This is a genomic window from Paraburkholderia tuberum STM678, from assembly GCF_902833905.1.
Taxonomy (GTDB): domain Bacteria; phylum Pseudomonadota; class Gammaproteobacteria; order Burkholderiales; family Burkholderiaceae; genus Paraburkholderia; species Paraburkholderia tuberum.
Window position 1 is genome coordinate 47282 of record NZ_CADFGP010000043.1, and the last position, 22059, is coordinate 69340.

General features: G+C 60.7%; 24 protein-coding genes and 1 pseudogene. 14 read left to right on the forward strand and 11 right to left on the reverse strand.

The window, feature by feature from the left end:
- Positions 1-1158 precede the first annotated feature (1158 nt).
- Positions 1159-2286, forward strand: coding sequence for an integrase domain-containing protein (locus tag HWY30_RS29630; protein WP_090812804.1), 1128 nt, complete (start codon positions 1159-1161; stop codon positions 2284-2286).
- 172 nt (positions 2287-2458) lie between these two features.
- Here the strand turns inward: HWY30_RS29630 and HWY30_RS29635 are convergent, their stop codons facing one another.
- From HWY30_RS29635 to HWY30_RS29675, 11 genes and pseudogenes are all read right to left on the reverse strand, one after another.
- The gene (locus tag HWY30_RS29635) at positions 2459-2599 is read right to left on the reverse strand and encodes a hypothetical protein (RefSeq protein ID WP_167368890.1); all 141 of its coding nucleotides are present in this window, start codon (positions 2597-2599) and stop codon (positions 2459-2461) included.
- Positions 2600-2673: 74 nt separating this feature from the next.
- Positions 2674-3342 (reverse strand): Lar family restriction alleviation protein, encoded by a 669-nt coding sequence (locus tag HWY30_RS29640; RefSeq protein ID WP_090812805.1) that lies wholly within the window; start codon positions 3340-3342, stop codon positions 2674-2676.
- A gap of 98 nt (positions 3343-3440) precedes the next feature.
- Positions 3441-3629, reverse strand: coding sequence for a ParE family toxin-like protein (locus tag HWY30_RS43320; RefSeq protein WP_482052342.1), 189 nt, complete (start codon positions 3627-3629; stop codon positions 3441-3443).
- Positions 3630-3916: 287 nt separating this feature from the next.
- A complete protein-coding gene (locus HWY30_RS29645; protein WP_090812806.1) occupies positions 3917-4978 on the reverse strand; it encodes an IS110 family RNA-guided transposase in 1062 nt (353 codons plus the stop codon).
- 294 nt (positions 4979-5272) lie between these two features.
- Positions 5273-5332, reverse strand: a pseudogene (locus HWY30_RS43105) (DUF7682 family zinc-binding protein); the annotation flags it as partial.
- A gap of 59 nt (positions 5333-5391) precedes the next feature.
- Entirely contained in the window at positions 5392-5703 is a 312-nt protein-coding gene (locus tag HWY30_RS29650) for a hypothetical protein (RefSeq protein ID WP_244145061.1), read from the reverse strand.
- A 27-nt stretch (positions 5704-5730) separates the two neighbouring features.
- Complete coding sequence (locus HWY30_RS29655) at positions 5731-6225, reverse strand: hypothetical protein (protein ID WP_232064492.1); 495 nt, start codon at positions 6223-6225, stop codon at positions 5731-5733.
- Positions 6226-6281: 56 nt separating this feature from the next.
- Positions 6282-7496, reverse strand: a complete 1215-nt coding sequence (locus HWY30_RS29660; RefSeq protein WP_090812807.1) for a DUF1173 family protein — start codon at positions 7494-7496, stop codon at positions 6282-6284.
- 3 nt (positions 7497-7499) lie between these two features.
- Positions 7500-7793, reverse strand: coding sequence for a hypothetical protein (locus HWY30_RS29665; protein ID WP_090812808.1), 294 nt, complete (start codon positions 7791-7793; stop codon positions 7500-7502).
- Positions 7790-8068 (reverse strand): hypothetical protein, encoded by a 279-nt coding sequence (locus HWY30_RS29670; RefSeq protein ID WP_167368891.1) that lies wholly within the window; start codon positions 8066-8068, stop codon positions 7790-7792. The genes HWY30_RS29665 and HWY30_RS29670 overlap by 4 nt, the downstream gene beginning before the upstream one ends.
- Positions 8065-8493, reverse strand: a complete 429-nt coding sequence (locus HWY30_RS29675) for a hypothetical protein (RefSeq protein ID WP_090812810.1) — start codon at positions 8491-8493, stop codon at positions 8065-8067. The genes HWY30_RS29670 and HWY30_RS29675 overlap by 4 nt, the downstream gene beginning before the upstream one ends.
- A 417-nt stretch (positions 8494-8910) precedes the next feature.
- On the opposite strand from HWY30_RS29675, the gene HWY30_RS29680 reads away from it, so the two are divergent.
- The 13 genes from HWY30_RS29680 (at position 8911) to HWY30_RS29740 (ending at position 21922) form a co-directional block, all read left to right on the forward strand.
- A complete protein-coding gene (locus HWY30_RS29680) occupies positions 8911-9855 on the forward strand; it encodes a hypothetical protein (RefSeq protein ID WP_244145062.1) in 945 nt (314 codons plus the stop codon).
- Between the two features lie 12 nt (positions 9856-9867).
- Complete coding sequence (locus HWY30_RS29685; protein ID WP_090812812.1) at positions 9868-10089, forward strand: hypothetical protein; 222 nt, start codon at positions 9868-9870, stop codon at positions 10087-10089.
- A gap of 82 nt (positions 10090-10171) precedes the next feature.
- Positions 10172-13291 (forward strand): SNF2-related protein, encoded by a 3120-nt coding sequence (locus HWY30_RS29690; protein WP_090812949.1) that lies wholly within the window; start codon positions 10172-10174, stop codon positions 13289-13291.
- Positions 13288-13533 (forward strand): hypothetical protein, encoded by a 246-nt coding sequence (locus HWY30_RS29695; RefSeq protein ID WP_090812813.1) that lies wholly within the window; start codon positions 13288-13290, stop codon positions 13531-13533. Before HWY30_RS29690 ends, HWY30_RS29695 begins: the two co-directional genes overlap by 4 nt.
- A gap of 971 nt (positions 13534-14504) precedes the next feature.
- A complete protein-coding gene (locus HWY30_RS29700) occupies positions 14505-16175 on the forward strand; it encodes a PRTRC system ParB family protein (protein ID WP_090812815.1) in 1671 nt (556 codons plus the stop codon).
- A gap of 99 nt (positions 16176-16274) precedes the next feature.
- Positions 16275-16751, forward strand: coding sequence for a PRTRC system protein E (locus tag HWY30_RS29705; RefSeq protein ID WP_090812816.1), 477 nt, complete (start codon positions 16275-16277; stop codon positions 16749-16751).
- Between the two features lie 12 nt (positions 16752-16763).
- On the forward strand, positions 16764-16982 hold the full coding sequence (locus tag HWY30_RS29710) for a PRTRC system protein C (RefSeq protein WP_090812817.1): 219 nt from the start codon (positions 16764-16766) through the stop codon (positions 16980-16982).
- A 96-nt stretch (positions 16983-17078) separates the two neighbouring features.
- Positions 17079-18224: a PRTRC system protein F gene (locus HWY30_RS29715; RefSeq protein ID WP_090812818.1), complete on the forward strand. Its 1146-nt coding sequence runs from the start codon at positions 17079-17081 to the stop codon at positions 18222-18224.
- A gap of 10 nt (positions 18225-18234) precedes the next feature.
- Entirely contained in the window at positions 18235-18963 is a 729-nt protein-coding gene (locus HWY30_RS29720) for a PRTRC system protein B (protein ID WP_090812819.1), read from the forward strand.
- A complete protein-coding gene (locus tag HWY30_RS29725) occupies positions 18960-19595 on the forward strand; it encodes a PRTRC system protein A (RefSeq protein ID WP_090812820.1) in 636 nt (211 codons plus the stop codon). The genes HWY30_RS29720 and HWY30_RS29725 overlap by 4 nt, the downstream gene beginning before the upstream one ends.
- A complete protein-coding gene (locus tag HWY30_RS29730; protein WP_090812821.1) occupies positions 19592-20404 on the forward strand; it encodes a PRTRC system ThiF family protein in 813 nt (270 codons plus the stop codon). Before HWY30_RS29725 ends, HWY30_RS29730 begins: the two co-directional genes overlap by 4 nt.
- A gap of 92 nt (positions 20405-20496) precedes the next feature.
- Positions 20497-20967 (forward strand): hypothetical protein, encoded by a 471-nt coding sequence (locus HWY30_RS29735; protein WP_090812822.1) that lies wholly within the window; start codon positions 20497-20499, stop codon positions 20965-20967.
- 118 nt (positions 20968-21085) lie between these two features.
- Positions 21086-21922, forward strand: coding sequence for a hypothetical protein (locus HWY30_RS29740; protein ID WP_090812823.1), 837 nt, complete (start codon positions 21086-21088; stop codon positions 21920-21922).
- The last annotated feature ends 137 nt before the right edge of the window (positions 21923-22059 follow it).

The window sequence follows — 22059 nt, forward strand, 5'->3', positions numbered from 1 at the left end:
TTGTTGGACGTTGTCATTTCCGCTGGGGCCAAACAGGGACCAAGTTCGGGCCAATGTCGTTGTCCTTATGACATGCTCTTTCTCTTGGCCCGAGCTTGGGCCAACGTTGGCCCCAAGGCCGGGTGTGACGGTCCAACTCTATCGGCCCGGGAGCAAAGTCAAGGAAGGTAAAGCTCGCAACATTTAGGCAGCTTTAGGAATACCTAACAGCGACGCCGGCGTTTATTCTCTACGTTACCCACCGCGCAACACGCGCATCGACCTCTGAGTTTCACCATTGAAGGGATCGCTTTGCCTGGCGAAAACCCCTCCTGTCACAGGCCGCAAATTGACGCGGCCTTTTTCTGAAACAAATCAAGAGCAACCCGGGGCAATCTGAGGACCCCGGACACGCGATATCCATTGGGTTAGCGGGCGGTTTTGCCCGAATCTGCGATATGAGACGAGTTGCCACCGGACAGTCGGACACTTCCGGCACCAACGGCAATGACTCAAGATCGCATGGACACACCCTTTCAGCACACGGAGTTGGGACCGTTACATGAAGCCCGACACACTGCGGCCGATTGAGCGGACTTGGGGGTGGGGGTATGTGCTCGCTGAGGTGCGAGCACATCCCTGTACGGAAGACGAACGGCGGGCGCAGCCGGAGAAAGAAGGGCGCAAAAGGTATTGCCGGGCAGTTGGCCGTAGTCGTGCGAGTCGAAAGACAGGCGCACACCGCCACGCGAGAGCGTGTCGAGGCCGGCACGGTAGCCGGAGCAGTCGGCACAGCCGGGTTCGCGAAGCGATAAAACGCTCGGGCCCGACCAGCGAAAAGCGGCAAATGCGGTCAACGACGATGGATCCTGCAAAGGCAGGTCCGGTTCGGGGTGCGCGACAGCAGCAGGTTTCGCAGGCAGCGAGTCGCGCGTAAGCGTGGCGGTTGGCAGCAGACAGCAGATGGACGGTCGATGCACGTTTCTTCCACGTGCGGGGCTGATCGAATGGAATCGCTAAAGGACAGGAAGGCAGGGCCCGGCGGGGTACGCAGAGCGCGCCGACAGGAAGTTCAGGGGATAGGCTCCCGGGGCACTGTAAGCGGCGAGGGATTGAAGGCTAAGAGTGCGGCGTGCGGCTCTCGGACGTCGGGCTACATAACGAGCGTGAGGAAAGAGGATGTCTGCGATATTGAACGTGCGCGCGGTGTTACGAGATTACTGGCTACCTGCGGATTTCAAGGGGGCGCTCGAGCAACTATTGCTTGATAACGTGAACCGTGTCCACAGTCGAACGCGCGTTAGCGCTAAGTCGCTGTCAATCAAGACACAGACGGTTAGGACACAGCAGATCTGTCGTTCGTTCGAGGAACTGCGGCAGAACGGCTACGCGTTGCAGTCCCCTTACTCGCTTAAGCCAAAGCATGTGAAATTTCTGGTTGAACTGTGGATCAGGGAGAAGCTGAGCGGCGGCTCCATCGAGAACAAGCTGACCTATCTGCGCGCACTGGCCAGCTGGATAAAAAAGCCGCATCTGGTAGGTACGCTCGCCGATTACGCCGACCGTGAAGCTTGCAACCTGGTTCGCTCCTACGTGGCGCTGAAAGACAAGTCGTGGGAAGGCAACGGGATCGATGCCGTTGCGAAGATTGCGGAGATAGGACTGACGGAGCCGTGCGTCGCGGTGCAACTCAAGCTGCAAGCGGCATTTGGGCTGCGTGTTGAGGAAAGCTTTCTTCTGCGGCCCGGTGAGGCAGTGCGCGATCACGCCCTACTGAGCGTCACGCGAGGCACGAAGGGTGGCCGCGATCGCGTTGTGCCAATCGAGCTCAAGTACGAGGTCTTGGAGGAAGCGGCGAAATTGGCCAATCCGGTGACCGGTTCAACGATCCCCCTTGGAATGACCAAGCAGCAGTGGAAGTGGCGCTACTACAAGGTTCTTGCGAAGCATGGCGTGAAGCAGTCGGGGCTCGGTGTGACAAGCCACGGCCTGCGCCACCAGTTTTTGCAGCAGATGTACGAGCGAATGACCGGAGTACAGGCGCCGATCAAGCAGCCGGTCGAGCGGGTCGACCGATGTACTCATAAGGAAGCGATGCAACGCATTGTCGAAGCTGCAGGACACAGCCGTGCAACGAAGGCGAACGCCTATCTGTCAACGCATAACGCACTGGCTGCGCGCAAGAACCGCTCGTTGACACGCGAAATGGCGCTGGAGGCCGTCGCGAAGGCTGGCGGGATAAAGTCCCACGCGGCCACTGCAATGGGAATTTCCCGTCAGGCGCTTTATAGGCTCTTGGAGGAGTGAACCCGGCGATAAGTTTCTGTACCCGTCTTACCGCACCTGTACACGTGAATCACCAATTATTGCCTTGGTCCATAATTGGTGATTCGGAAAAAACATAAGAATCAAAGGCTTGTATGGCGCGCTCTTTTAACGCGTTATACGTGTACATGGCTGCGGTGCCCTGACAGGCCGCTCACTGAAAAAGCCAATTGAGCGCCGGGCTCGTCAGTGCGTGGTAGGTGACGATGATGCCGAGGGCTAGAAGCGTCATCAATTGCGGCATCAGCTTTTCGCGGTGGCGGTACGCGGCGCGAATGTATTCGACAGGGGACATGTTTTCTCCGGTAGTTTCGCTCACCGATCTGGCGAGAGTTGAGCCCAGTATGGCGCGGCTCCCAGGAAGTCAAGTCACCAGCGGCTGCGATCCGGCAAGTCGTCTACGGCAGCAGAGACGCGAGTCTCAAAAGCGCATTCCTCGTCACCTCCCGTCGCCGGGATCCGCGGGAACTGGACGGACGCTACGCCATCGATATAGACGAAGCGGGCCATTTGCTGGAGCGTGCGATAGCGCGCGGCGTCCTCGAGCACGGGATCTATAGGCCAGAAATCGCGAGTCGTGATCTTTCCGTCGACAACCTTCTGGGCGAGCATTGCAAAGACGGGACCTCGCTTCTCCCACTCTTCGGTGGTGCGCGCCATCAGATCGAGAATGTACGGAGCGTCGATCGGCGAAACCTCTTTGCGCACGAGATCGAGTAGTTCGCCCTCCGTCGCCGCCGGCCGGTTCAATCTTTGATTCCAGATCTTCCCCGCTTCGTCGAGCGCGGCGTTCTTGTCCTGGTCAATCACAATCCATGGCGTTTGCATCCCGCAGTCCTCGCAGACGATGCAGCAAAGGCGCTCCGTCGGCGGTTCGGAGAGCGAGCGTGCTTCCATGTCGTTCATGATCGGCGCACGGCTTGAGCCGATCTGCAGAAATTCGGTAGAAGGCCTCGACCGGCTTCCTGTTACCCGTTGGGACCAGCCGAAAGCCCAGTTGCCGCCGCAGTGTGCGCAAGGGAAGAGTTCATCAGTCATGGCGGCTTTTGTCGGGTCGGTTTGGCTTGACCAATTGTAATGTTGACCGACCGGCGATACGACACATAACGACAGAAAAAAACACTAATTGGGACAAGTCAGACCCTGAAAGTGTCGACGGCGCGGTTATGCACCTCGTGGGATAGCAGCCGCAGAGGGCGCAATGAGACGGCGTCAAACATCAGACGATATGTGTGTCCGACCGGTACAGAGAAAAGCTGCCCTATAAGGACTTCCCTTTTTTTGCAAGCTGGGGTTGATTTATCCATCCATCCTCGTCCATCCATTCGATTGCCATGTCATCGGGGTACACATTCGGCATTCAGCGGCGAGACAGACTGCACACCTATAAACGGCCTTGTTGAGCACTATCATTGCGGGTGCCCGGGCCCGGATAGTAACCGCGCAGCAGGACTCCATCCGTTGGACGGCGAATACATTTCGTGTAGCGCCTCACAGCTTTTCGAGTTCGCCCGCTGCCGGTCTGACCTGTCGCTATCCTTGCCTTTGCGTCCTGGATTACGAAGTCACGCTTTTAGGTGACGCTGCGAATTTACCTGTTCATGCTGTTGTCCTACCGTGGCTGGGCCGGTGTTGAGGGAGTGGAGACATACGAGGGATCGAAGCGCTCGCCCTTGGCCAGAATTGCCCAGAGGATGCGCGCGTGCTTGTTGGCGACAGCCACCAGCGTTCGATACCAACCCACGCGTGCCTGGAGCTGAACGATCCAGCGCGAGAGCCGGTCGGTTCGTCGATGGGCGCTCGTTACTGCCGAGCGCGCGCCTTGGAACAGCAGCGTGCGCAGATACGTGTTGCCCTGTTTGGTGATGCGGCCCAGGTGGGTCTTGCCGCCGCTGCTCTTCTGTTTGGGCACCGTGCCGATCCAGGCGGCAAATTGGCGGCCGTTTTTGAACAGGCGAGCGTCGCCGACGGTAGCCACCGTGGCCGACGCGGTGAGCGGCCCGATGCCGATGACCGCCATCACGCGCTGCGCGTTGCTGTCGTGCTTCACGTGCGTGGCGACTTGCGCGTCGCACCAGGCGATTTGCTGGTCGAGGCCCTGCAGGTGCTCCCAGCCTCGCAGCAGCGCAGTGCGCGCGACACCGTTCAGTTCGGTGGCCCCGTCCTCCAGTGCCTCGACGAAGTGGGCACGAAATGCATTGATGCCTTGCGGCAGGAACACGCCGAACTCGACCAGCTCACCGCGCAGCCGGTTGACGAGCGCGGTACGCTCCTCAACGAAACCGTCCCGCATCCGGTGCAGCAGCAGCACGTTTTGCTGCTCTGCCGTTTTGACGGCCACGAAGCGCATGTGCGGTCGGCCCGCGGCCTCGCAGATGGCCTCGGCATCGAGCCTGTCGTTTTTCACGTGTTTGCCGCCCTTGCGGTAGGGCGCGGCGAGCTGCGGCGCGATCAGCCGAACCTCGTGGCCGAGCGCGCGCAGCTTGCGCCCCCAGTAGTGGGCTGCGCTGCACGCTTCCATTGCGACCAGGCACGGCTCGAGGTTGGCAAACCATTCGAGAAACTTCTGCCGTGAAATGGCTTTCCTGACCACCACGCGTTCCATGCTGTCCACGCCGTGTACCTGGATGATGTTCTTGGCCAGATCCACGCCGATACGAGTAATCTTGTCCATGACTTTCCCCTTCCCAGATGAGTTGTCTAGCACCAACCATCCTGGCATATCGCTATGCCACGAGATCGGGAAAGTCCTTACTAATTCGTTGGAAGACCGGATCGGCTTACCCTTCAGCGCGCACGGATGGGTTCCGTCGCGGACCTTGGTCAAGACGAGTCGGGCCTCTCTCTGAACAGAGGCAAGATGATCGACGCAGGACAGGTCGATGAGGTCTGAGGCGGCGGCTTCGGCCTTTGACAGCCGTTTTTCTTGCCGCGCGAGACGTTCCTCTTCTTTGGCTTTTTCGGTTGCGTCGCAGGCGTGGCAGTACTTGCCTTTGCCCGAATGACCGCAGGCGAACGTGCGCTTCATGGTGATCCTTCTCGGCTAGATGGTTCACCATTCGACCACGAAGGCACGGCCTGTCAAGTTCAGGTTGACGCGGGTTTTAAGCGCCCTTTTGTCCGTGTCTGGCCGTCAAGTTCGGCTGACAGTTCGAGAATGCGGGAATCCGCGCAGGCAAGCCTGTCCTCAAGCCGCCTTGCATGATTCAGCGCGAGTTCGTACTGTTCAGCGAGCATGGTCAGCGCCCAGAAGGGAGAAAGAGACGCGCCGCAATCGCGACAGGTGACAATGCCGCCTCGCGGGTCGAGCTTGATGTTGTGATGCGCGCATTCACCGGGGCGGTGGGTCCGATTGTCGGTGGTGACGCGCAGGCGCGCGAACGGGATAACACTGCTCATGGCCTGTCGCTCAGCAAGGGGAGTGGTCTATGGGGTGAGGCAACCAGAGTGCAACGCGAACGGGGCCTCAGCCGGGAAAAGGGCGCGCGAGATTGCCTCGTCGCGCCGGTAATGCTGCTCAACCGTGTCGAGGTAACGACGAAACGCTTCGGTGTCGTGCGGCGCAACGCTCGCGCTGCCGCCGGCGAGGCGCACGTCGGTCGGCGCATGCGCATAGCGTTCGATGCTGGCGAGCGCGGCGACGTCTGGCAGCCACCAACGGTTCCACCGGGTTGTGAAAGCAAGCCAGCCGCGCGTAGCCGCATCCATCTCTGTCCATGCCGCACGGAAATCGAGGATCGCGCCCAACGAACTGAAAAAGGCCATTCGGATTGTCGCGTCATCCGCGGCCGCGACGACAATCTGCTTTCGGCGTTCGTCGACCGGATCGGTCGAGCTCGCCATACAGAGGGCCGGATAACTGACGTGCCAGTCGGCGCCGCGTGCTACGGCGCGCCGCAGAAAAAACGAATTCGATTCCATCTTTGCGATCCTGTTATGAGCTATGCCTGCCCCAACCTATCGGCTCGGGCGGCAAGTCAAGTCGCCGGTGGGAGCATGACAGAGCCGAGCGGGGAAGGCGGGACCCATTCGACGCACGGCTCGCTACCCCGCGCATACAGAGCCTGCTTCTCCGTCTTGCGGGCGCGGTAGGCATCGTTCGACTCCATGCCATACACCTCGATAGCGGTGGGTGGCGTCGTATCCATCAGCCGGAAGTCAGGCAGCATTTTATCTGCGTCGTCGCGACGGATCGGTTTCAGGAAGCGTCGGCGCTCTTCCACCAGCCGGTTCGCCATGTCCACCTCGTAGCTCGAGTCACACGGAATGAACGAACGGTTGCACAGTTGCAATGCGAGGTCGATCGCGCGCAGGTTGTCGTCCTTGGTACGCTCAATGATGAGCACGGCGACGATACGTGCCTCGGCCTTGCCAATCATCGGCCACGCATGCCGGAAGGATCTGGCTGCACTTTCGACAAGCTGCTTCGACGCGTAGAACGTTTCGAAGGTCTGGCGCAGGCGAAGGATGAAGCCGTACTTCGAGGGATCGATTGACTTGACCTCGGCGATGACCACGCCGCGATCTGATGCGGCAGGGGTTGTGCGAATCCGGTTGAGGAAGGAATCGAACTCGGCCTTGATGGTCGCCTGTTCGCTTTCCTCATATCGGCGCATCACATGCACGACATCCTGAATTGGCTTGCCGTTGATCTTCCCCTCGCCAAGAACGGCAAGAATCTGTGAACTGCAGGTGCCCCAATTACGCTGAAGCCCGCCGGACCACTGGTTGAGGCCCGCGTCCTCCCATACACGTTGCAGGAAACCGAGCAGGGGCGCCGTGCGGCGAGACGCTGACCGACTGGTGGTTTTCGCCGTGCCGTCTGCCTTAACCGTGCCGACAGTCCGGACGGTCAATGAAACGTCGAGTCTGGCATTCAGCCCAGCAGGCGTACTGCGGATCGCGTCCTGTTCATCGCCAGCGGAAGCGCTGGATTCGGTCGTTTCGGCGAAGAACGAGCAGGTTTTCGAGTTGTGATGGGTGCCTTCCTCCGGCCAGCGAGCGAGATGGAAGAGCGCGCCATACCGGCGAACGACGAGCCGAAGTGGCTTTCCCCCGCTCGCGCTCTGGCAGAGACACTCGGCAAAGCCTGGTGAGCGCTTTGCGCGTTCAAGTCGCGTAGCGAAGCGTGCGGGGTTCTCTTGCACCTCTTCGAGCGAGGTCACCAATCCGTCGAACGTGACGTCTGTCATCGTTTAATCCTTCTGAAACCTGCGATCGCCGACGCCGGCGGTGCCGCGGAACGCGTAAGTGCCGAGCAGCTTGCTTACCTGACGGACACTGCATGCGAACTGGTCGCGATGGTCCCGGGTTGGGAAGCGGGCAACGACGCGTCGGAGAATGCCCGGTGCAATGTAGTCCCGATGCTCGATATATCCGTCGCCAATCAGAGCGTCCATCCAGCAATCGGGCATGCCCAGCGCAGCGAGACCGAAAGGGCCCGACTGACCGCGGCTCGTGTCAAGGAATTCGAAGACGATGGTGATCATGGCTGAACCTCTGAGGTCCTGAGTGCGTCGCCACGCTGGGCCATGCGCCCGAGCGGAACGATGCGCTCGATCGTCGCGACGTCGATCACATGGCGGACGCCGGACGCGTTCTGGAATTCGAGGAAGGTGACGCCCTCGACCACGTGCCTCTGGATAAAGGTCCGTTCAAGCACCGGGCCGGGAAAGTAGCCATTTGACAGTGAGACGGCGCGCGTCTCAATGCAATAGCCCGTTGCGGGTTGCAGTTGTTCTTTGGTCTGCAGCATGCGTTTCAAGACGGTGGGTGTCCGCGCTTTGCGCGATACGCGTCGAAGAGCGAGATCGCGCCGAGTGCAGTGGCGAAAGCGTTGAACAGGGCGAGCGCGATAAGCGAGGCCGAACGCCTGTCGCTGGATGCGAGCTCATTGGCGCGCTGGCGCTCCGCTGTGGCGAGGTTGGCCCTCTGCGCGTTCAGCGACTCATTGAGTGCCTGTTCCGATTGCACCTCGTGCCGCGCAAGAACTCCGGCGCGTAGCGCTACCGGCATATCCCTGATCGCGTCAGAGACGCCGGTCAGTTCGGAGACAATTGCCGTGTCGATCACCACATCGGCTGCTGCGCGTTGATGTCGCAGTTGAAGTCCGGCGACGCCAATGGTCGCAACCGACGTAAGCACGGCGATGGCGAGGATGGAAAGCGTTGCGCGTTGACTGAGTTTCATGATGACCGATGTTGAGCGTGCCCGCGAGCGCGGCGCTGCGCCTATTTTCGGACGAGTCGTCAGGCATGGGCGGGCGCAAAGCTGCGAGAAAAACGGAGCATTAGGATCGTTGGAGAATGCTGGTTCGAAAGGGCGGAGTAATGATGTGCCCGGAAAGACATAGCAAAAGCGCAAGCATTCTCCGGGTGGACCTGTAACGCGTTAAACGCTGCCGGTCCGATCGGTCGAATTCAGGGACATCGGACCGGTGAATTCGCCGGGTCGTTCGCTGCGCTTGCAGCGCGCTGACGCGGACCCACGGCGACGGCTTATCCACAGCTTTGCGCACAGAAACTGTTGATAACTTGTGTCGAGCTTTCCGAAGAGACGGGCCCAAAACGCAGCCATTAACCTTGGCCGACACGTCTGCGCGCCGGTATGTTTACGCATCACCCGCGCATCCGCGCATCGACTACCGCGCATCCGCGCAATCATCTGACGGCTGCTTCTCGCGGTCGCTCATTCAACCCAGACGGGAATCATCCCGCTCTGGCGTGGTGTCCCGTCAATTCCATTGAGGGATACACCATGTACACAGCACTTGTTCAGCAGTTCAAGGACGCACAGGCGAAAGCGGCGGCTGCCTATCTCGAAGTAAGCGCAGCAGAGACCGCGCTGTTTCCAGGCGACGGCCAATACTGCTATCGCGCCGCGGAATCCCGGTCCGATTACAAGACCGAACGTGAACTCAGCGACTTCTGCAATCGGCTCTCGCATGTCCTCGTCAGAGAAGCAGTTCGACGGTTCTCGCCCGAGGGCGGACGGCTGGAGATAGATGACCGCAAGGAACTCGACAACGCGTCAATCGACATTTCCGGCGCGCTGCAGGCCGGCAAGTGTCCTGACTTCGACGCGTTCTGGGCTCATCTTGAACGCACGTTCAGCGGCGACGCCGGGAAACGGATCGGCCTGATCCAGGCCGCGAAGCTGATCATCGACGGGTTCTACATTCGCCCGAATTCCGAGATCAAGCGGACGTCCAGCGCGATTGTGCTCGAAGCTCGCATCTGGAGCGAGACCTGTCACCGCTCCAGCGCCCGCAAGCCGACCTATCAGTCGGGCCAGAACGTGGCCAGTCTGACGCGTGGCCTTAGTGCGTTCGCGGCGCATGCTGGCTTCGACGTTCTATCCTTTGACCTCAAGCATGCCCGACTGCCCGACTACGAATTCGACACTCGCGAGAAGGTCGGTTTCCGTGGTCTGGATGTCGTGATGTACAACGAGAAATGGCAGTTCAAGTTCTCGCATGAGGTCGGAGACGCGCTCTCGCTGTTCATCAGCGAGTTTGGCGCCGACTACCTTGCCTCCCGTGACCGTTACTAACACGGGGGCATCATGTCTCGTCAACGCATCTATCTGTTCTCCCGCTACGTCGCCCGGACGTACGCCTTGCCTCTCGAAAATCTCATCACCATCGTGCGCGCGCGTGATTGCTATTCACCCATGTTTCGCGCCGCGGCTCTGCGCCACATCGTGATGCAAGCGCCGCTACACGTAACGGGCGGCCAGCCGTTTGCCGCCCGTCGGCGAGCCGCGCGCAGGTTCTATCAACTGTAGTGATCTTCCCGCCGGTCAGTACGACCGGCGTCCTTCTTTGGCCCGCTTTCACGCGGGCCTTTTCTTTTTTATGGATGCAATCATGCAAAGAGATCTGTTTTCTTTTGCGCCGGATTGGTACGAGCCGTTGCGCTCGTTGCTAAGCCTCGGTTCGCAGGCTGGGCCGGTCGCTCACCAGGGCGAACTGGCGGCCGCTCGCCGTCAGCACCTTGGGCAGTTTTTCACGCCCGATGCGATCGCCGCGTTGATGTGGAGCTTCATCAGCGGCTGGCGGCTGGATCGGCGTATCCGACTGCTCGATAACTCTGTAGGGTCGGGAAGGCTGTTTCAGTATGCCGACCCCGAGCGCTATGCGGTGTATGGCGTCGATGTGCATGCGGACGTGATCACGCAGTGTCAGAAGGTCTTTGAAGAAGCGGGCTTCGATTGCGAATTCAGGCACGCCGGCATGGAGGACATCCAGCCGGCAAACTTCGACGTCGCCATCATCAACCCACCGTTTTCGGTCCATCTGGAGTCGCCGCACCTGAAGCCGTTTGAGTGCACCACATGGGGTAGATACGGTGCCAACACCAGCGCGCTAAGTCACGAGTACGCGGTGCATCAGGCGTTGGACGCGGCCAATATCGTCGTCGCCTTACTCCCGATCACTACGGCGGAAGCCGTGCTGACCGGGGGACTGGGTGATTCGGCGCGACGCCGCGCTGCGGGCCTCTTCGAGCTGCCGCCCGACGCGTTCAGTTCGGAGGGCGCGAATGTACGCACTGCTGTCGTCGTATTCGACCGATACCGATCCAGGCCATCGGACTTCGTGAAAACGAAAGTCGAAAACCTCGCGTTGCCGGGCCCAGACCTCGGTTTGCACTACGAGGATAGAAGCTTTGGCGAGCCGCGACTGCGCTTCCAGAAACTCGATGACAGCGTCCCCGCCATCACGCGGGCTGTGACGGGCAACAAGTCTGTCGTCATCTCGCATGACGGCAGGCGGATCGGTCTTGGTTTTGCCTGCGGTTTCAACGAGGCGATGGTGCTCAACAGTGTCTTCGTTGATCGCATCTATTCGCGCGACGGCCACCGGCTGCCACGCGGCTTCCGTTACGCCGGTCAGGGGCTGCTCGATCTCGAGACGTACCTGATGCAGGATGATCCGCGTGCGGCGCTTGGCAAGCTGCTCGACCGCATCCGCGCCGTTGGTGGTGAGCCGCAGTTCGCGCCCGGTTTCCTCGAGCATCTGGAGCGTCGTGCAAGACGTAGCGTGCGTCAGGCGACACCGCTCCGGCATGTCGCGTGGACCACAGGCGCTGGATCTTCGGATGTTGTCACCGGCAAGGCGCGGGAGACCCATAAGGTCGATTTAACGCGCTGGGCCAGTCCGCTCGTGATGGCGGGAGAGTCTGTCAGCTTCGCACGGGAGGAAGATGGCCGATACCGCTACGCCGTGAAGGGCGCCTACTACCATCTGTCGGTCGACGAGTTGAACGCGCGGTTTGCGGTCGATAACGTTGCCGAAGGCTGGGAAGTGGTGCACGAAGGGCTGACGGTGAGATTTCCACAGCAGGCCGCGGCGCTTCACGCCAGAGTCAAAGCGTTAGGCGTCGATCGCTGGCTGAACTGGGAGTTTCAGACGGAGGATCTTGTCGAAACTCTCATGAAGCCGTCCGGTTGCGTGATTGCGTGGGAGCAGGGTTGCGGCAAGTCGCGCCTCGCGCTCGCGCTCATTCTCGTGTCGGAGGTCAGGCATGGACTCATCGTCGTTGAGTCGCGTCTGATTGACGAGATGATGAAGGAGATCGCGATGCTGCCGATCAATGCGGATGACGTGAAGGTCATCGGTTGTGCGGCGGACCTGAATGATCTGCGCCGGTTCAACCTGATCTCCTACGAGCGGTTGCGTATGCCGGTCGATAGGGAGGCGTCGAAGCGCGTGACCTACGCACACCGCTTGCGGCGGCGCATTGGTCTGCTGGTTGCCGACGAAGGCGAGCGGCTGGCCAATCCGACGAGCGACCAGAGCCGCGCGCTCTGGCAGCTTTCGGCGCGACGTCGTTATGTACTCACCGGCTCGCCGATCCCGAATTATCCGCGTGACGCCTTCGGGCTGATCGCGTTTTCTGGTGGTGATGGAACCGCGGCACAGCCTTACGGTTACCGGCTCGGTTATCTGGAGGAAAACTGGATCAACACCGTCGAGTATGCAATGCGTGGTGTTGACCGGTTCCGGGATGACTTCGTGGTTCTGGAATGGGTCACCTGGCAGTTTGCGGAGAGCCTGCAGGAAGGGGCAAAGCGCGAGGTGCCAAAGATCGGGAACCTGCACGGCTACCGCGCGATGCTTGCGCCGCATATCAAGCGGCGGCTGGTGGCAGAGCCGGAAGTCGCGAAGTACATCCAGATCGAGCCGCCGGAGTTCGAGGTCGAAACCGTGGACTGGGACCGTGGGCATCTTGCTACGTACCTGAGAGCGGCTGATGAGTTTGCAGACTGGTATCGCTCATCACGCGATGACCGCAAGGCATGCAACCTCATTACGATCCTCGCGCGTATTCGGGCCGTGCATTTTGCCGCCAACTATCCGCAGTACGGGATGGAGGGCGTCGAAGTCGTCGGCGGGCTGACGAGCAAGCAGCGCGCGGTGATCTCGCGTATGCGGGAAATTGCGGCCGAGGGCAAGCAGGCTATCGTGTTCGCAGAGAACCCGGGCGTGCTTGATCTTCTGGCACGTGAGCTTGAGTCGCATGGTGTGCAGTCGGTGCCGTTTCATGGCGAGATACCGATCAAGCGCCGCGTGTCCGACAAGGACAAGCGGTTCCTGACGGGGCTGGCTACTGGGCTTCTGGCTACAAAGGCATCGGGGCGTGCGGGCTACAACCTGCCGAATGCCGACTACATCCTTTTTTACGACCGGTCGTGGACGTGGCGCATCGAGTATCAGGCGATGCGGCGCGCGCTGCGCTGGAACCGGAAGGGAATCCTGAAGGTGTTGTATTTCCACTTGCCCGGCAGCATCGACGAGTACCAGGACCAGATGGTTGCGCACAAACGTGACGCAACACAGGCAGGACTGGACTGGGCGACGCCCGAGCTTGAAGATGAAACGTTCCTGCACATGGATTCGTTGCTGGACCGTTTCGTTCATGACCTCGCGCTGAACGCCGATCGCGAGAGCGGCGACATGCGCAAACTGTTGAAGGAGGCTGCATGAAGGAATCCAAGGTGTCGGTGTTGGTGGGAGACGGTGTCGTGACGGTCAAGCGCGAGGGTTCGAACCGCGCGCTGCAGGCGAACATTCTTGGCACCGTCGAAGCCGACGGCGTCCAGGTGTTGTGTCTGGACCGCCTGGTGCATGCAAGCCATGAGCAGCAGTTCGGCGAATGGACGCTGGCCGGCGCGGTTACGACCCTTCTGTCGCGACCGCTGAAGCTGGAGGCGGTTGCGCTGCAATGAGATGAGAGCGGCGCCGATAAGGCGTCGCGCTCGGTACCCTGATCAAACCCGGCTTCGTGCCGGGTTTTTTTTCGGTGCGCCAGGCATGGCGCGCAGCGCCGTGAAAGGCGCTATCTGGATCGCTGTGGTGGCGAACTGGATGACTTGGGGGTGAGAGTCCCCTACACACCCGGCAAGGGGAAGTGTTAGCGGACGGCAAGGGTGTCCATCGTGAGGTGGAATCTGAAGGAAGCCGAAGGCAAAGCGCTGGCCTGACGAACAGGAAGCGGATATCAGGCGGTATGGCGGGGTGAGCAGGCCGAAATCTGTAAAGCCCGATACTTGCACGGAACGCCATGACGTAGATCCGACAGGCATAAGCGTGAAGGTCGCGCGTATTACCCTGGGAGATCTGCCATCCTGCCTTGTGCTACTGGCATCGAGAGGTGTCGGAATGGGGTGGCAGAAGTCAGCAGAGGTCGTAGTAGCCGTTGAAACCGGAGCGGCGAAGGGCCAAACCTGTCACGAGTGGCAAGTCACGCGTGATCTCTGCGTATCTGGGCAGAAGCCTCGGCCATGCCGGGGGCCTGCAGCCATGCTGGAGGGGCCGGAAGCCCCGAGAGAGGCTGAGGTGTCCATCGGATGCCAGGCGACACGACGCACGAAACAAGCTCACGCCGACGACCGATCCGGTCCGAGGCTGACGGGAAACGCCGGATACGTGGACCGTACGTCCGGTGTTGTGGGAGGACGGCGGGGGCAACCCCGCCTCCTACCCGATTCCGCGAAATGCGCTGGCCTGTTTCGTTTACCGGAAAGGCACTGCGTTTACGCGAGCTTTGCGCGTCGAATGGCCGTAGGCGCGGCGGTATCTTTGCGTTATCACCCGCGTCCCTGACGCATCGACTCGCCGGCTTTGCCCGGTCTATTGTTGTTCAACCCTTCGGGAGCTCACTCCCGGCGGGGCTGGGTTCCCTCTCCGGAGACCCACAATGCAACAGCAACCTACTCTTGCCCTCAAACAGATCACCATCGCTGCCAATCCCCGCACGTACTTCGATGCGGCGGAAATGGAAGAGCTGACGGCTTCGGTCCGTGAGAAGGGCGTCATCCAGCCTGTCATCGTTCGCACGCTTGCTGATGGCGGATTCGCTCTTGTCGCCGGTGGCCGCAGATACAGAGCTGCCATGACGGCGCATGGCGAGGATTACGAGATACCCGTCGTCGTGAAGGAGATCGATGAAGTCGAAGCGAAACAGCTTGCGATCATCGAAAACATTCAACGCGCGGATATGTCGCCTGCCGAGGAAGCCATTGCAGCAGCCGAGCAGGTCGGGCTGTGCAAGGGCGATCGCGACGAAGTCGCGCGCATCTTCGGATGGTCGCGTGCCACGCTCGATAAGCGCCTGGCGCTCATGAACTGCAGTGCTGCCGTTCTCGAGGCGCTCAACACCCGGCAGATCCTTCTGGGTCACGCGGAACTGCTGGCGGCGCTTCCGAAGGAAACGCAGGACAAGCTGCTGCCCGTGATCATTCAGGAGGGCAAGCCGGTCGCCGAGTTGAAGAAGAAAATTGAACAGGTCGCCTGTTCGTTGTCTGCTGCAATTTTCGACAAGACCGACTGCGCAAGCTGCCCGCACAACTCGTCCACGCAGGGTGAGATGTTCGGCGAGTCCATAGCCACTGGCAACTGTACGAACCGTCCCTGTTTCAACGAGAAAACGGAGAAACAGCTTGAGGCGGTGGCAACGGGCCTTCGCGATGATTTCCCCGTCGTGCGCATCGTGCGCGCGGGCGACAACCACACCCGCATACAGCTTGCTGTGGAGGGTGCAAAGGGCGTCGGCGAGGAACAGGCGAAAGCCTGCCACGCGTGCCAGAACTACGGCGCGGCGGTGAGCGGCCTTCCGGACTCAGTCGGCAAGGTCTACAAGGGCCAGTGCTTCGACACCGTCTGTAACATGAAGATGGTGGCCAAGCGCCTGCAGGCCGAAAAAGCTGCTGTCGCGCCGAAGCCTGAAGCGAAGGTCGATGGCACCGGCACGGCGAAGGCTGCAGCCAAAGCCTCCGGCACCGCACCGTCGACGACGAGCAATCCGCCGGCGACAGTCGTTGCTGAATCGGACCGTATCAAGACGTATCGCGTGGCGTTGTGGCGCAAGGCTTTGCGTCGCGAGGTTGGCCAGAATGCCGCGCTAGCCCAGCGATACCTTGTCTCGATCGCTCTCGCCGGACAGGCCCGCTGTGTCGATGACTCGACCATGAAGGGCATCTGGGAGAAGCTGACCGAAGAAAAGATCGCGGTGTCGGATGTGGCCAAGGCCGCAACGTCCGTGGCCGCCGCTGACGACGACAAGCTCGCGCTTGCTGTCACCGGCGTGACGGTCGCCGCGATCCAGGGTCTCGACGTTCACCATCTGACGAGTCTGTGCCGTCATCATCAACTCGACCTCAATCAGCACTGGAAGCTCTGTAAGGAGTTTCTGGAACTGATCACGAAGTCGGAAATGATGGTGGTGGCCGACGAGCTTGGCATCCGTGCCGCGCTCGGCGACGAGTTCAAGAAGGTGTTCAGCAAATCGAAGGCGGAAGTCATCGATGCGCTGCTCAACGTCAAGGGCTTCGACTACACCGGAAAGATTCCGAAAGTCCTCAAGTATTAACGCGCCGTCTGGCGCATCGACCGAAGCGGACTTTTCCCGTCTGCTTCATTTCTCTTTTGGACTGCCCACAGGCGGTCCTTTTTTATTTGTGGAGTTTTTATGTTCGTTGAACTTGAAGCGCTGTTGAAGTCGTGCGGTGGGCTGAAGCTGGCCATGAAGATGAAGGGTGATGCGATGGCCGTGGTCGTCATGCCGGAAGGCGAGGCGAAAGACACGGCGCTGCGTCAGCCGCTCGTCATGACCGCGACGGCGGCGGAACTGGATGCCGGCTTTGCCGAGCATCTGGCGACGTACACCGGCGCTCATGCGTCGCTGGCCGAACAGGTGGCCGCAACGACGGCGATCCTCGGTGAAGCGCAGAAGGCCCAGGTCACGAAAGCGACCAAAGCTCTCTCGGGCAAGGCTGGCAGAAGTTCGCCAGCCGCGGCGAAAGCGTCACCAGACGAGGACGCTGAGGATGACGACAATGAATCGTCGGAGTCGGACGCACCGGCCGCCGCGAACGAAGGCAAAGGGGACGCTCCGGCGCCTGCTGAGCCTGCTTCGAGCGGCACCGACCTCGCTTCGCTCTTTTAAGGAGGCAGGGTCATGTCGATTTCGATCACCGCGCTCGTTCGCCAGTTCTCTTACAACGGCGTTGCCTTTGCCGATCCCGGCCCGGCGTTCTTGCCCGAGGACGTTCGCGATCTCTACTCGGCGCAGTATCCCGAGCTGACGACTGCGTCCGTCGATGGGCCCGAATTCGCGGGCGATGTCGCAACCTACAAGTTTGTCCGCGCGGCAGGCGCCAAGGGTTCGTATGCGTAAGCAGACGCTTCTCAAGGCTCTAGCCGACCCGGCCAACGGGTTCAACCAGGAACCGCCCGGAAGGGCGGTTTGTTTATATGACGACGAGGTTCGCCAATGCTGTTCGATCCTTCATTCACTGATAGAGCGGTCGATGGGGGCGCCGGTGCGTCCTGGCAACCGCCAGTCGCTGCCGTTGCCCGACATCGATCTGCCGATTGTGTTCTGACGCTGCCGGATGTTGCTGAAGACGTTCCTATGCGCGCATCGCTGAAATGGCGCGAGGACACGTCGGTTGATGCGGTCGTGCTTGAGCAGTTCAGGCACGGGCCGCTTCTCGCGGCTGACGTAGAGGCGCCTGTCAGTCCGGTCGACGCGTTCCAGCAGGCTTTCTTTGCGTGGGCGCGTCGGCAACTGCCAGCGCCGCTTCGTCACATGTCGTTCGGACTGGATCTGTGTGACACCAACGCGGTCACCGATGCCATTCAGCATCAGTACGACCACGATGAGTTCAAGCCACGCACGCCATTGCATCTCGGCGTGAAGTGCTCCGACGAATGGGTGCACCAGGTCGGCGATCTTGCCGAACCGCTCCGACGCGCTCATCCACTGCTGCTGCACACGATCTTCGAAACGGTAGATCGCGTGTCCGGCAAGACAGTTTTGATTCGTACGCCCGGCTGGTTCCTTTGCGAGGCGTCATGCATGCACTGGGAGGGCGACGAAAGCGCGACCGACGAGGACGTGCGTGAGTGGCTGCAGGAGATGAATGGCGACGACGCCGACGTTATTAATCGGTATCTCCCGTCCGTACTTCGGCCGCTACTCTGTCCTGACGAAATCCGCGTGCCGGCAAAAGTCGAGGGACGCCGCTCACGGTCTTCAACGCTTTCGGATAACGAGTTGCGGGAGTTGCGCAAGGCGTCTCCTGCGATGGTGGCAAGGGTGTGCGTGGAACTGCTCGCCCTGAAGCACCTGTTACGCAAGGCAGGCAAGTCCGGGTGCCTTTCTGATGGCTATGACGCGCAACCGATCTATTCGGGCTGCACGCTGCTCCTCGCGCACAACGAGCGAACAGGCGAATTGCTTGACGACCACATGGAGAACGCATTCCAGGCGGGCGAAGCGACCGAGTACAGCCGCTTCATCACTTTTTCCAACACACGACAGGGCATCCGCGAGCAGTACACGCAATGGAGCCTTGGCTTGCGCATGCTTCATCACCTCGATCGCCTTCTGGCGCTGGTGGTGGATCCTAACTAGGAGTTTTCCAATGAAAAATGTTTCGATTGGCCAGACGGGTCACGACGTTGCGTTGTCGTCAGCCCTGCTGCTTTATACCGCTCAGAATGGTTCGCACTATGCAACGGTGCATCCTGTCGCTGCGGAACGCGAAACCGGGCGCCCGATTATCGGTGCCGGTCGGCCGCTCGATCGGAAGGCCCTGATCGATGCACTGATGCAGCTGGATCGCAATGCCGCGCCCAAAGCCGATTTTCTCCCCGCGACTGTGCTTGGGGTGACGTCGGCGGCAGTGACGTGGTGGTGCCCGCCGGCTCCGCGACGCGTGTTTTTCAGGTGTGAGGAGCTGGGTGAGCGCAGTGCGATCGTGCCTCATCCGGGACTGGTCTTTCAGGCCAGCACCAATGGCTTCAGTGTCTTCGCGCTGAAAGGCGACAGCAGACCTGAACCATCCACACCGCTTTTTGAGCCTCCGTACTTCAACACGTGGGACAGGGGCAAGATTTGCATCGGTTCGGCCAACGTCCCGCGTCGCATTGAGGTCGCGGCGATCGGTGGATGGGAAGAGGGCTTTTTTACTTCGGCCTTCACTCACCCGAACCACGGCGGCAAGCGTGTCGAGTACAAGAACGGCTTCTACGCGTTCTGGAAAGACATGCTCGACGGCAGCTTCGAGGCGTTTCCGCTCGATGCGCTGGTGCCGATGAAAGACGCAACTGTGGGCAAGCTCGTCGCCGGAAAGATCGGAGGTCAGCAATGAATCCGGTCGATCAGGTGTTGCAGGGTTCGTTCCCGTCCGTCATGGTGCCGGCGCGCGAACCGGTTGTCCCGATGTCCGCGTCTGGCGAGCGACTGCTCATCGCGTCCAATGGCGTGTTCCTTGAAATCAACCGGCCGTGGATACGGCTTGTCCGGCTGCTGGGCTCGTATGGCTGGCGCACGCCGGTGCCGTATGGCGAGGCGGCCGATGCCACAGAAGTCCGCTGCGGTGCTGTCCCCGGAGAGATGGTTGCCGGGTTCGCACGGATGGCGCATGCGGCTTTGCCCAACGAGGTTGGGGCGTGGATCACCTGGAACGCGTCGACTGGCGCGTTCCGGTTGGTGCCGCTTCCTTCGTTGTCGCACAGCCCGGATCACCTCCATTACGAGCGTCCGCAACTGGAAGCTGGCGAATGGCTGGTGGTTGACTGCCATTCGCATGGTCACGGCAAGGCGTTCTTTTCATCGACCGATGATCGTGACGATCAGCACGATGTGAAGCTGGCGCTTGTGCTTGGCCACTGCCATCAGACGCCGTCCGTTGCGCTGCGGTTGTGCGCAAAGGGCCGGTTTGAGGTCCAGCGCGCTATACCAGAGCGCTGGCAGGCTGCGTTGGCCCGGGAGGTCGTATGACGCTACTCCATACGACACCTGCGCACATGCTGAGCGGGCCGTGGAAGGTGGTGGTCGTGGGCGCTGGCGGGACTGGCAGCGCCTTGCTTCCTTCACTTGCACGGCTGCATCACGCGATGGTCGAGCTCGGGCATCCGGGCGGGATCGAATGTGTGGTCTATGACGATGACACGGTCAGCGAGTTCAACGTTGGCAGGCAGGGCTTCTATCCAAACGACGTCGGCCAGTACAAGGCGACGCTGCTGGTAAACCGCCTGAACCTGCTGATGGGAACGAACTGGACGGCCGAGCCGCGCCGCGTCGATTCGAAGCTGAATCTGTATGCGGACATGGTGATTGGCTGCGTCGATTCGAGGCGTGCGCGTCATGCGATCGCGCAGGCTGCGAAGCGGGGCAAGGTTCGCTATTACCTCGACTGCGGCAACGAGACGGATCGTGGCCAGGTGATTCTCGGCGAGTTCGGCAAGGCACGGCATGACAGGCTACCTCACGTGGGCGACCTGTTTCCCGACCTGCTGAATCCGAAAAATGACAAGGGCGACGATGCGCCGTCCTGTTCGATGGCCGATGCACTGCGCAAGCAGTCGCTTGTCATCAATCAGGCGATCTCGGTGCAGGCGTTCAATCTGTTGTGGTCACTTTTCCGCAACGGTGGCCTCACCTTCTCGGGCGTATTCGTGAACCTCGCAACGGGGCGAACGAATCCGGTTCCCATCGATCCGGCGGCATGGTCGCGATTTGGCTATGACGCGCCAAAGCCGCCTGTGAAAAAGACCAGAAAGCCCGCGAAGGCCAAGGTCTCCGTCTGAGTCGCACCCGTTCAGGGTGCGGCGCTATACCTCTCTGATGACCCCGCTTCCGCGGGGCATCGAATTCCCTATCTCAAACTGGAGGAGTCTCAATGACCCAACCAAAACCGTCGACCCCGGTCGGCAAGATGCTCATTCGCTGTGCCCAGTCCGCGGCGGCTGGAGCCGCTGTTTCGTATGCGGCCAACCACTACGCGGTAGTGCCGGTGCTCCAATCGCTCGCGCAGGCGGTCCTGCATCACGAGGAGCTTGTCAGCCCTGACGTCGGGAAGCGGCTGCTCATGGTGCTCGCGGTTGCTGCTTTGTTGTTCGCGGCGTCAATTGCGACTGAGCGGCGTCGCAATGCATTTCTCGATGCCGTCGCTTCGCGCGGCCGGCGCCTCGCAGGCTGGCTGATGGCCGGTGCTGCGGCGAAGGTCTGTTTCGTCTGCGGCGCGCTGGCGGGTTTCGGCGGTCAAGGCCTGCTCGCAGGCCTGCTGACGCTCGTGATGTACGGCGTTGTTCTCCTGTGCGTTTGGCATCTGGTGATGTCTGCGCAGATGCCTCGCCGTTCCCGGTCGTAACCGACCCTCTTTCTCTGCCGCCCTCGTGGCGGCTTTTTTCTTTTCCCTCAGCGGGTTTGCAGCCCGTTGGGGGCTGCTCCGCATTTACATATCGGAGCTTCAAATGAGTGCAACTATATTGACTGGCAAGAAGGCTGGCGCTTTCCAGGCGGCGGATGGCGAATGGATGTTCGCGTTGTTCGAGCGGACGTACGAGAAGAACTGTTATCCCCACATCGACCAGTGGTCAGCGATGGCATTTGGGCGATATGCCGACGTGATGCGAAGGGTGTTCAGACACGCTTCATCGTGCGAAGGCGGCATGCTGCAAAGCCGCGCGGGCTACATCAGGCCAGAAAATTACATTGCGACCTGGCGGTCGTTGCTCGCGAAGCCATTCCGGCTTCCTGACCAGACAATCCGGCTGGACGTTTCAACGTCCTTCCGGGCGGCGATTCCCGAAGCGTCGCTCGATGACGTTCGCAGCAGTCTGACCGCTGCGGGATTCGCTGGGCGCGTGGACGAAGTGGTAGGCGGGCAAGCGGACGTCTCGTTGCACGGCGACGCTGCGCTGCTGGAGGCCATTTACGGCGAAAGCGGCGCGCTCAGCGCATGGCGAGTGCTGCGGGAGCATGACTGCTCAAGTGTGCCCGTCGCCGCGGACCTCAAGCTGCCGTCTCGTGCCTCGTCGGCGCTTGACCGGATGCCGGCGGTGCGATGCTACAAGATCGATGATGAAAACCGCTTGGTGTCGTTCGACGGGCAACCGTGGGAAAACGCGGGCTGGCAGTATTCGGCGATCGGTAGCTTCATCACGGACGTTGCCTATCCGATTGAAATGGAAGCCGCCGGCTTCGCGAAGGCTGCGATTCCGGTGTATCGCGAGTTGATGCGGAACGCTGCCCCGTTGCCGGGCGAGACAGTCATCGAAATCACCCGGTTGCCACAGGGTCTAGAGGGAATGGCACTTACTTAAGCCCGTGGAGCGTGCCCATATTTTTGGACGCGCTCACGTGCGATGTGACGAGGCTCTTTCAGCCATGGGTAGGACTTCGGTCTTCGTTTGCGCATTCGTGGTTCGATGCGACCGGGGCGACTCCCAACGCAAGACTG

Bases quoted from the DNA above. Each gene is read 5' to 3' on its own strand.
- HWY30_RS29630 (WP_090812804.1), top strand. From the start codon at position 1,159: ATGTCTGCGATATTGAACGTGCGCGCGGTGTTACGAGATTACTGGCTA.
- HWY30_RS29635 (WP_167368890.1), bottom strand. From the start codon at position 2,599: ATGTCCCCTGTCGAATACATTCGCGCCGCGTACCGCCACCGCGAAAAG.
- HWY30_RS29640 (WP_090812805.1), bottom strand. From the start codon at position 3,342: ATGACTGATGAACTCTTCCCTTGCGCACACTGCGGCGGCAACTGGGCT.
- HWY30_RS43320 (WP_482052342.1), bottom strand. From the start codon at position 3,629: ATGGATGGACGAGGATGGATGGATAAATCAACCCCAGCTTGCAAAAAA.
- HWY30_RS29645 (WP_090812806.1), bottom strand. From the start codon at position 4,978: ATGGACAAGATTACTCGTATCGGCGTGGATCTGGCCAAGAACATCATC.
- HWY30_RS29650 (WP_244145061.1), bottom strand. From the start codon at position 5,703: ATGAGCAGTGTTATCCCGTTCGCGCGCCTGCGCGTCACCACCGACAAT.
- HWY30_RS29655 (WP_232064492.1), bottom strand. From the start codon at position 6,225: ATGGAATCGAATTCGTTTTTTCTGCGGCGCGCCGTAGCACGCGGCGCC.
- HWY30_RS29660 (WP_090812807.1), bottom strand. From the start codon at position 7,496: ATGACAGACGTCACGTTCGACGGATTGGTGACCTCGCTCGAAGAGGTG.
- HWY30_RS29665 (WP_090812808.1), bottom strand. From the start codon at position 7,793: ATGATCACCATCGTCTTCGAATTCCTTGACACGAGCCGCGGTCAGTCG.
- HWY30_RS29675 (WP_090812810.1), bottom strand. From the start codon at position 8,493: ATGAAACTCAGTCAACGCGCAACGCTTTCCATCCTCGCCATCGCCGTG.
- HWY30_RS29680 (WP_244145062.1), top strand. From the start codon at position 8,911: ATGTTTACGCATCACCCGCGCATCCGCGCATCGACTACCGCGCATCCG.
- HWY30_RS29685 (WP_090812812.1), top strand. From the start codon at position 9,868: ATGTCTCGTCAACGCATCTATCTGTTCTCCCGCTACGTCGCCCGGACG.
- HWY30_RS29690 (WP_090812949.1), top strand. From the start codon at position 10,172: ATGCAAAGAGATCTGTTTTCTTTTGCGCCGGATTGGTACGAGCCGTTG.
- HWY30_RS29695 (WP_090812813.1), top strand. From the start codon at position 13,288: ATGAAGGAATCCAAGGTGTCGGTGTTGGTGGGAGACGGTGTCGTGACG.
- HWY30_RS29700 (WP_090812815.1), top strand. From the start codon at position 14,505: ATGCAACAGCAACCTACTCTTGCCCTCAAACAGATCACCATCGCTGCC.
- HWY30_RS29705 (WP_090812816.1), top strand. From the start codon at position 16,275: ATGTTCGTTGAACTTGAAGCGCTGTTGAAGTCGTGCGGTGGGCTGAAG.
- HWY30_RS29710 (WP_090812817.1), top strand. From the start codon at position 16,764: ATGTCGATTTCGATCACCGCGCTCGTTCGCCAGTTCTCTTACAACGGC.
- HWY30_RS29715 (WP_090812818.1), top strand. From the start codon at position 17,079: ATGCTGTTCGATCCTTCATTCACTGATAGAGCGGTCGATGGGGGCGCC.
- HWY30_RS29720 (WP_090812819.1), top strand. From the start codon at position 18,235: ATGAAAAATGTTTCGATTGGCCAGACGGGTCACGACGTTGCGTTGTCG.
- HWY30_RS29725 (WP_090812820.1), top strand. From the start codon at position 18,960: ATGAATCCGGTCGATCAGGTGTTGCAGGGTTCGTTCCCGTCCGTCATG.
- HWY30_RS29730 (WP_090812821.1), top strand. From the start codon at position 19,592: ATGACGCTACTCCATACGACACCTGCGCACATGCTGAGCGGGCCGTGG.
- HWY30_RS29735 (WP_090812822.1), top strand. From the start codon at position 20,497: ATGACCCAACCAAAACCGTCGACCCCGGTCGGCAAGATGCTCATTCGC.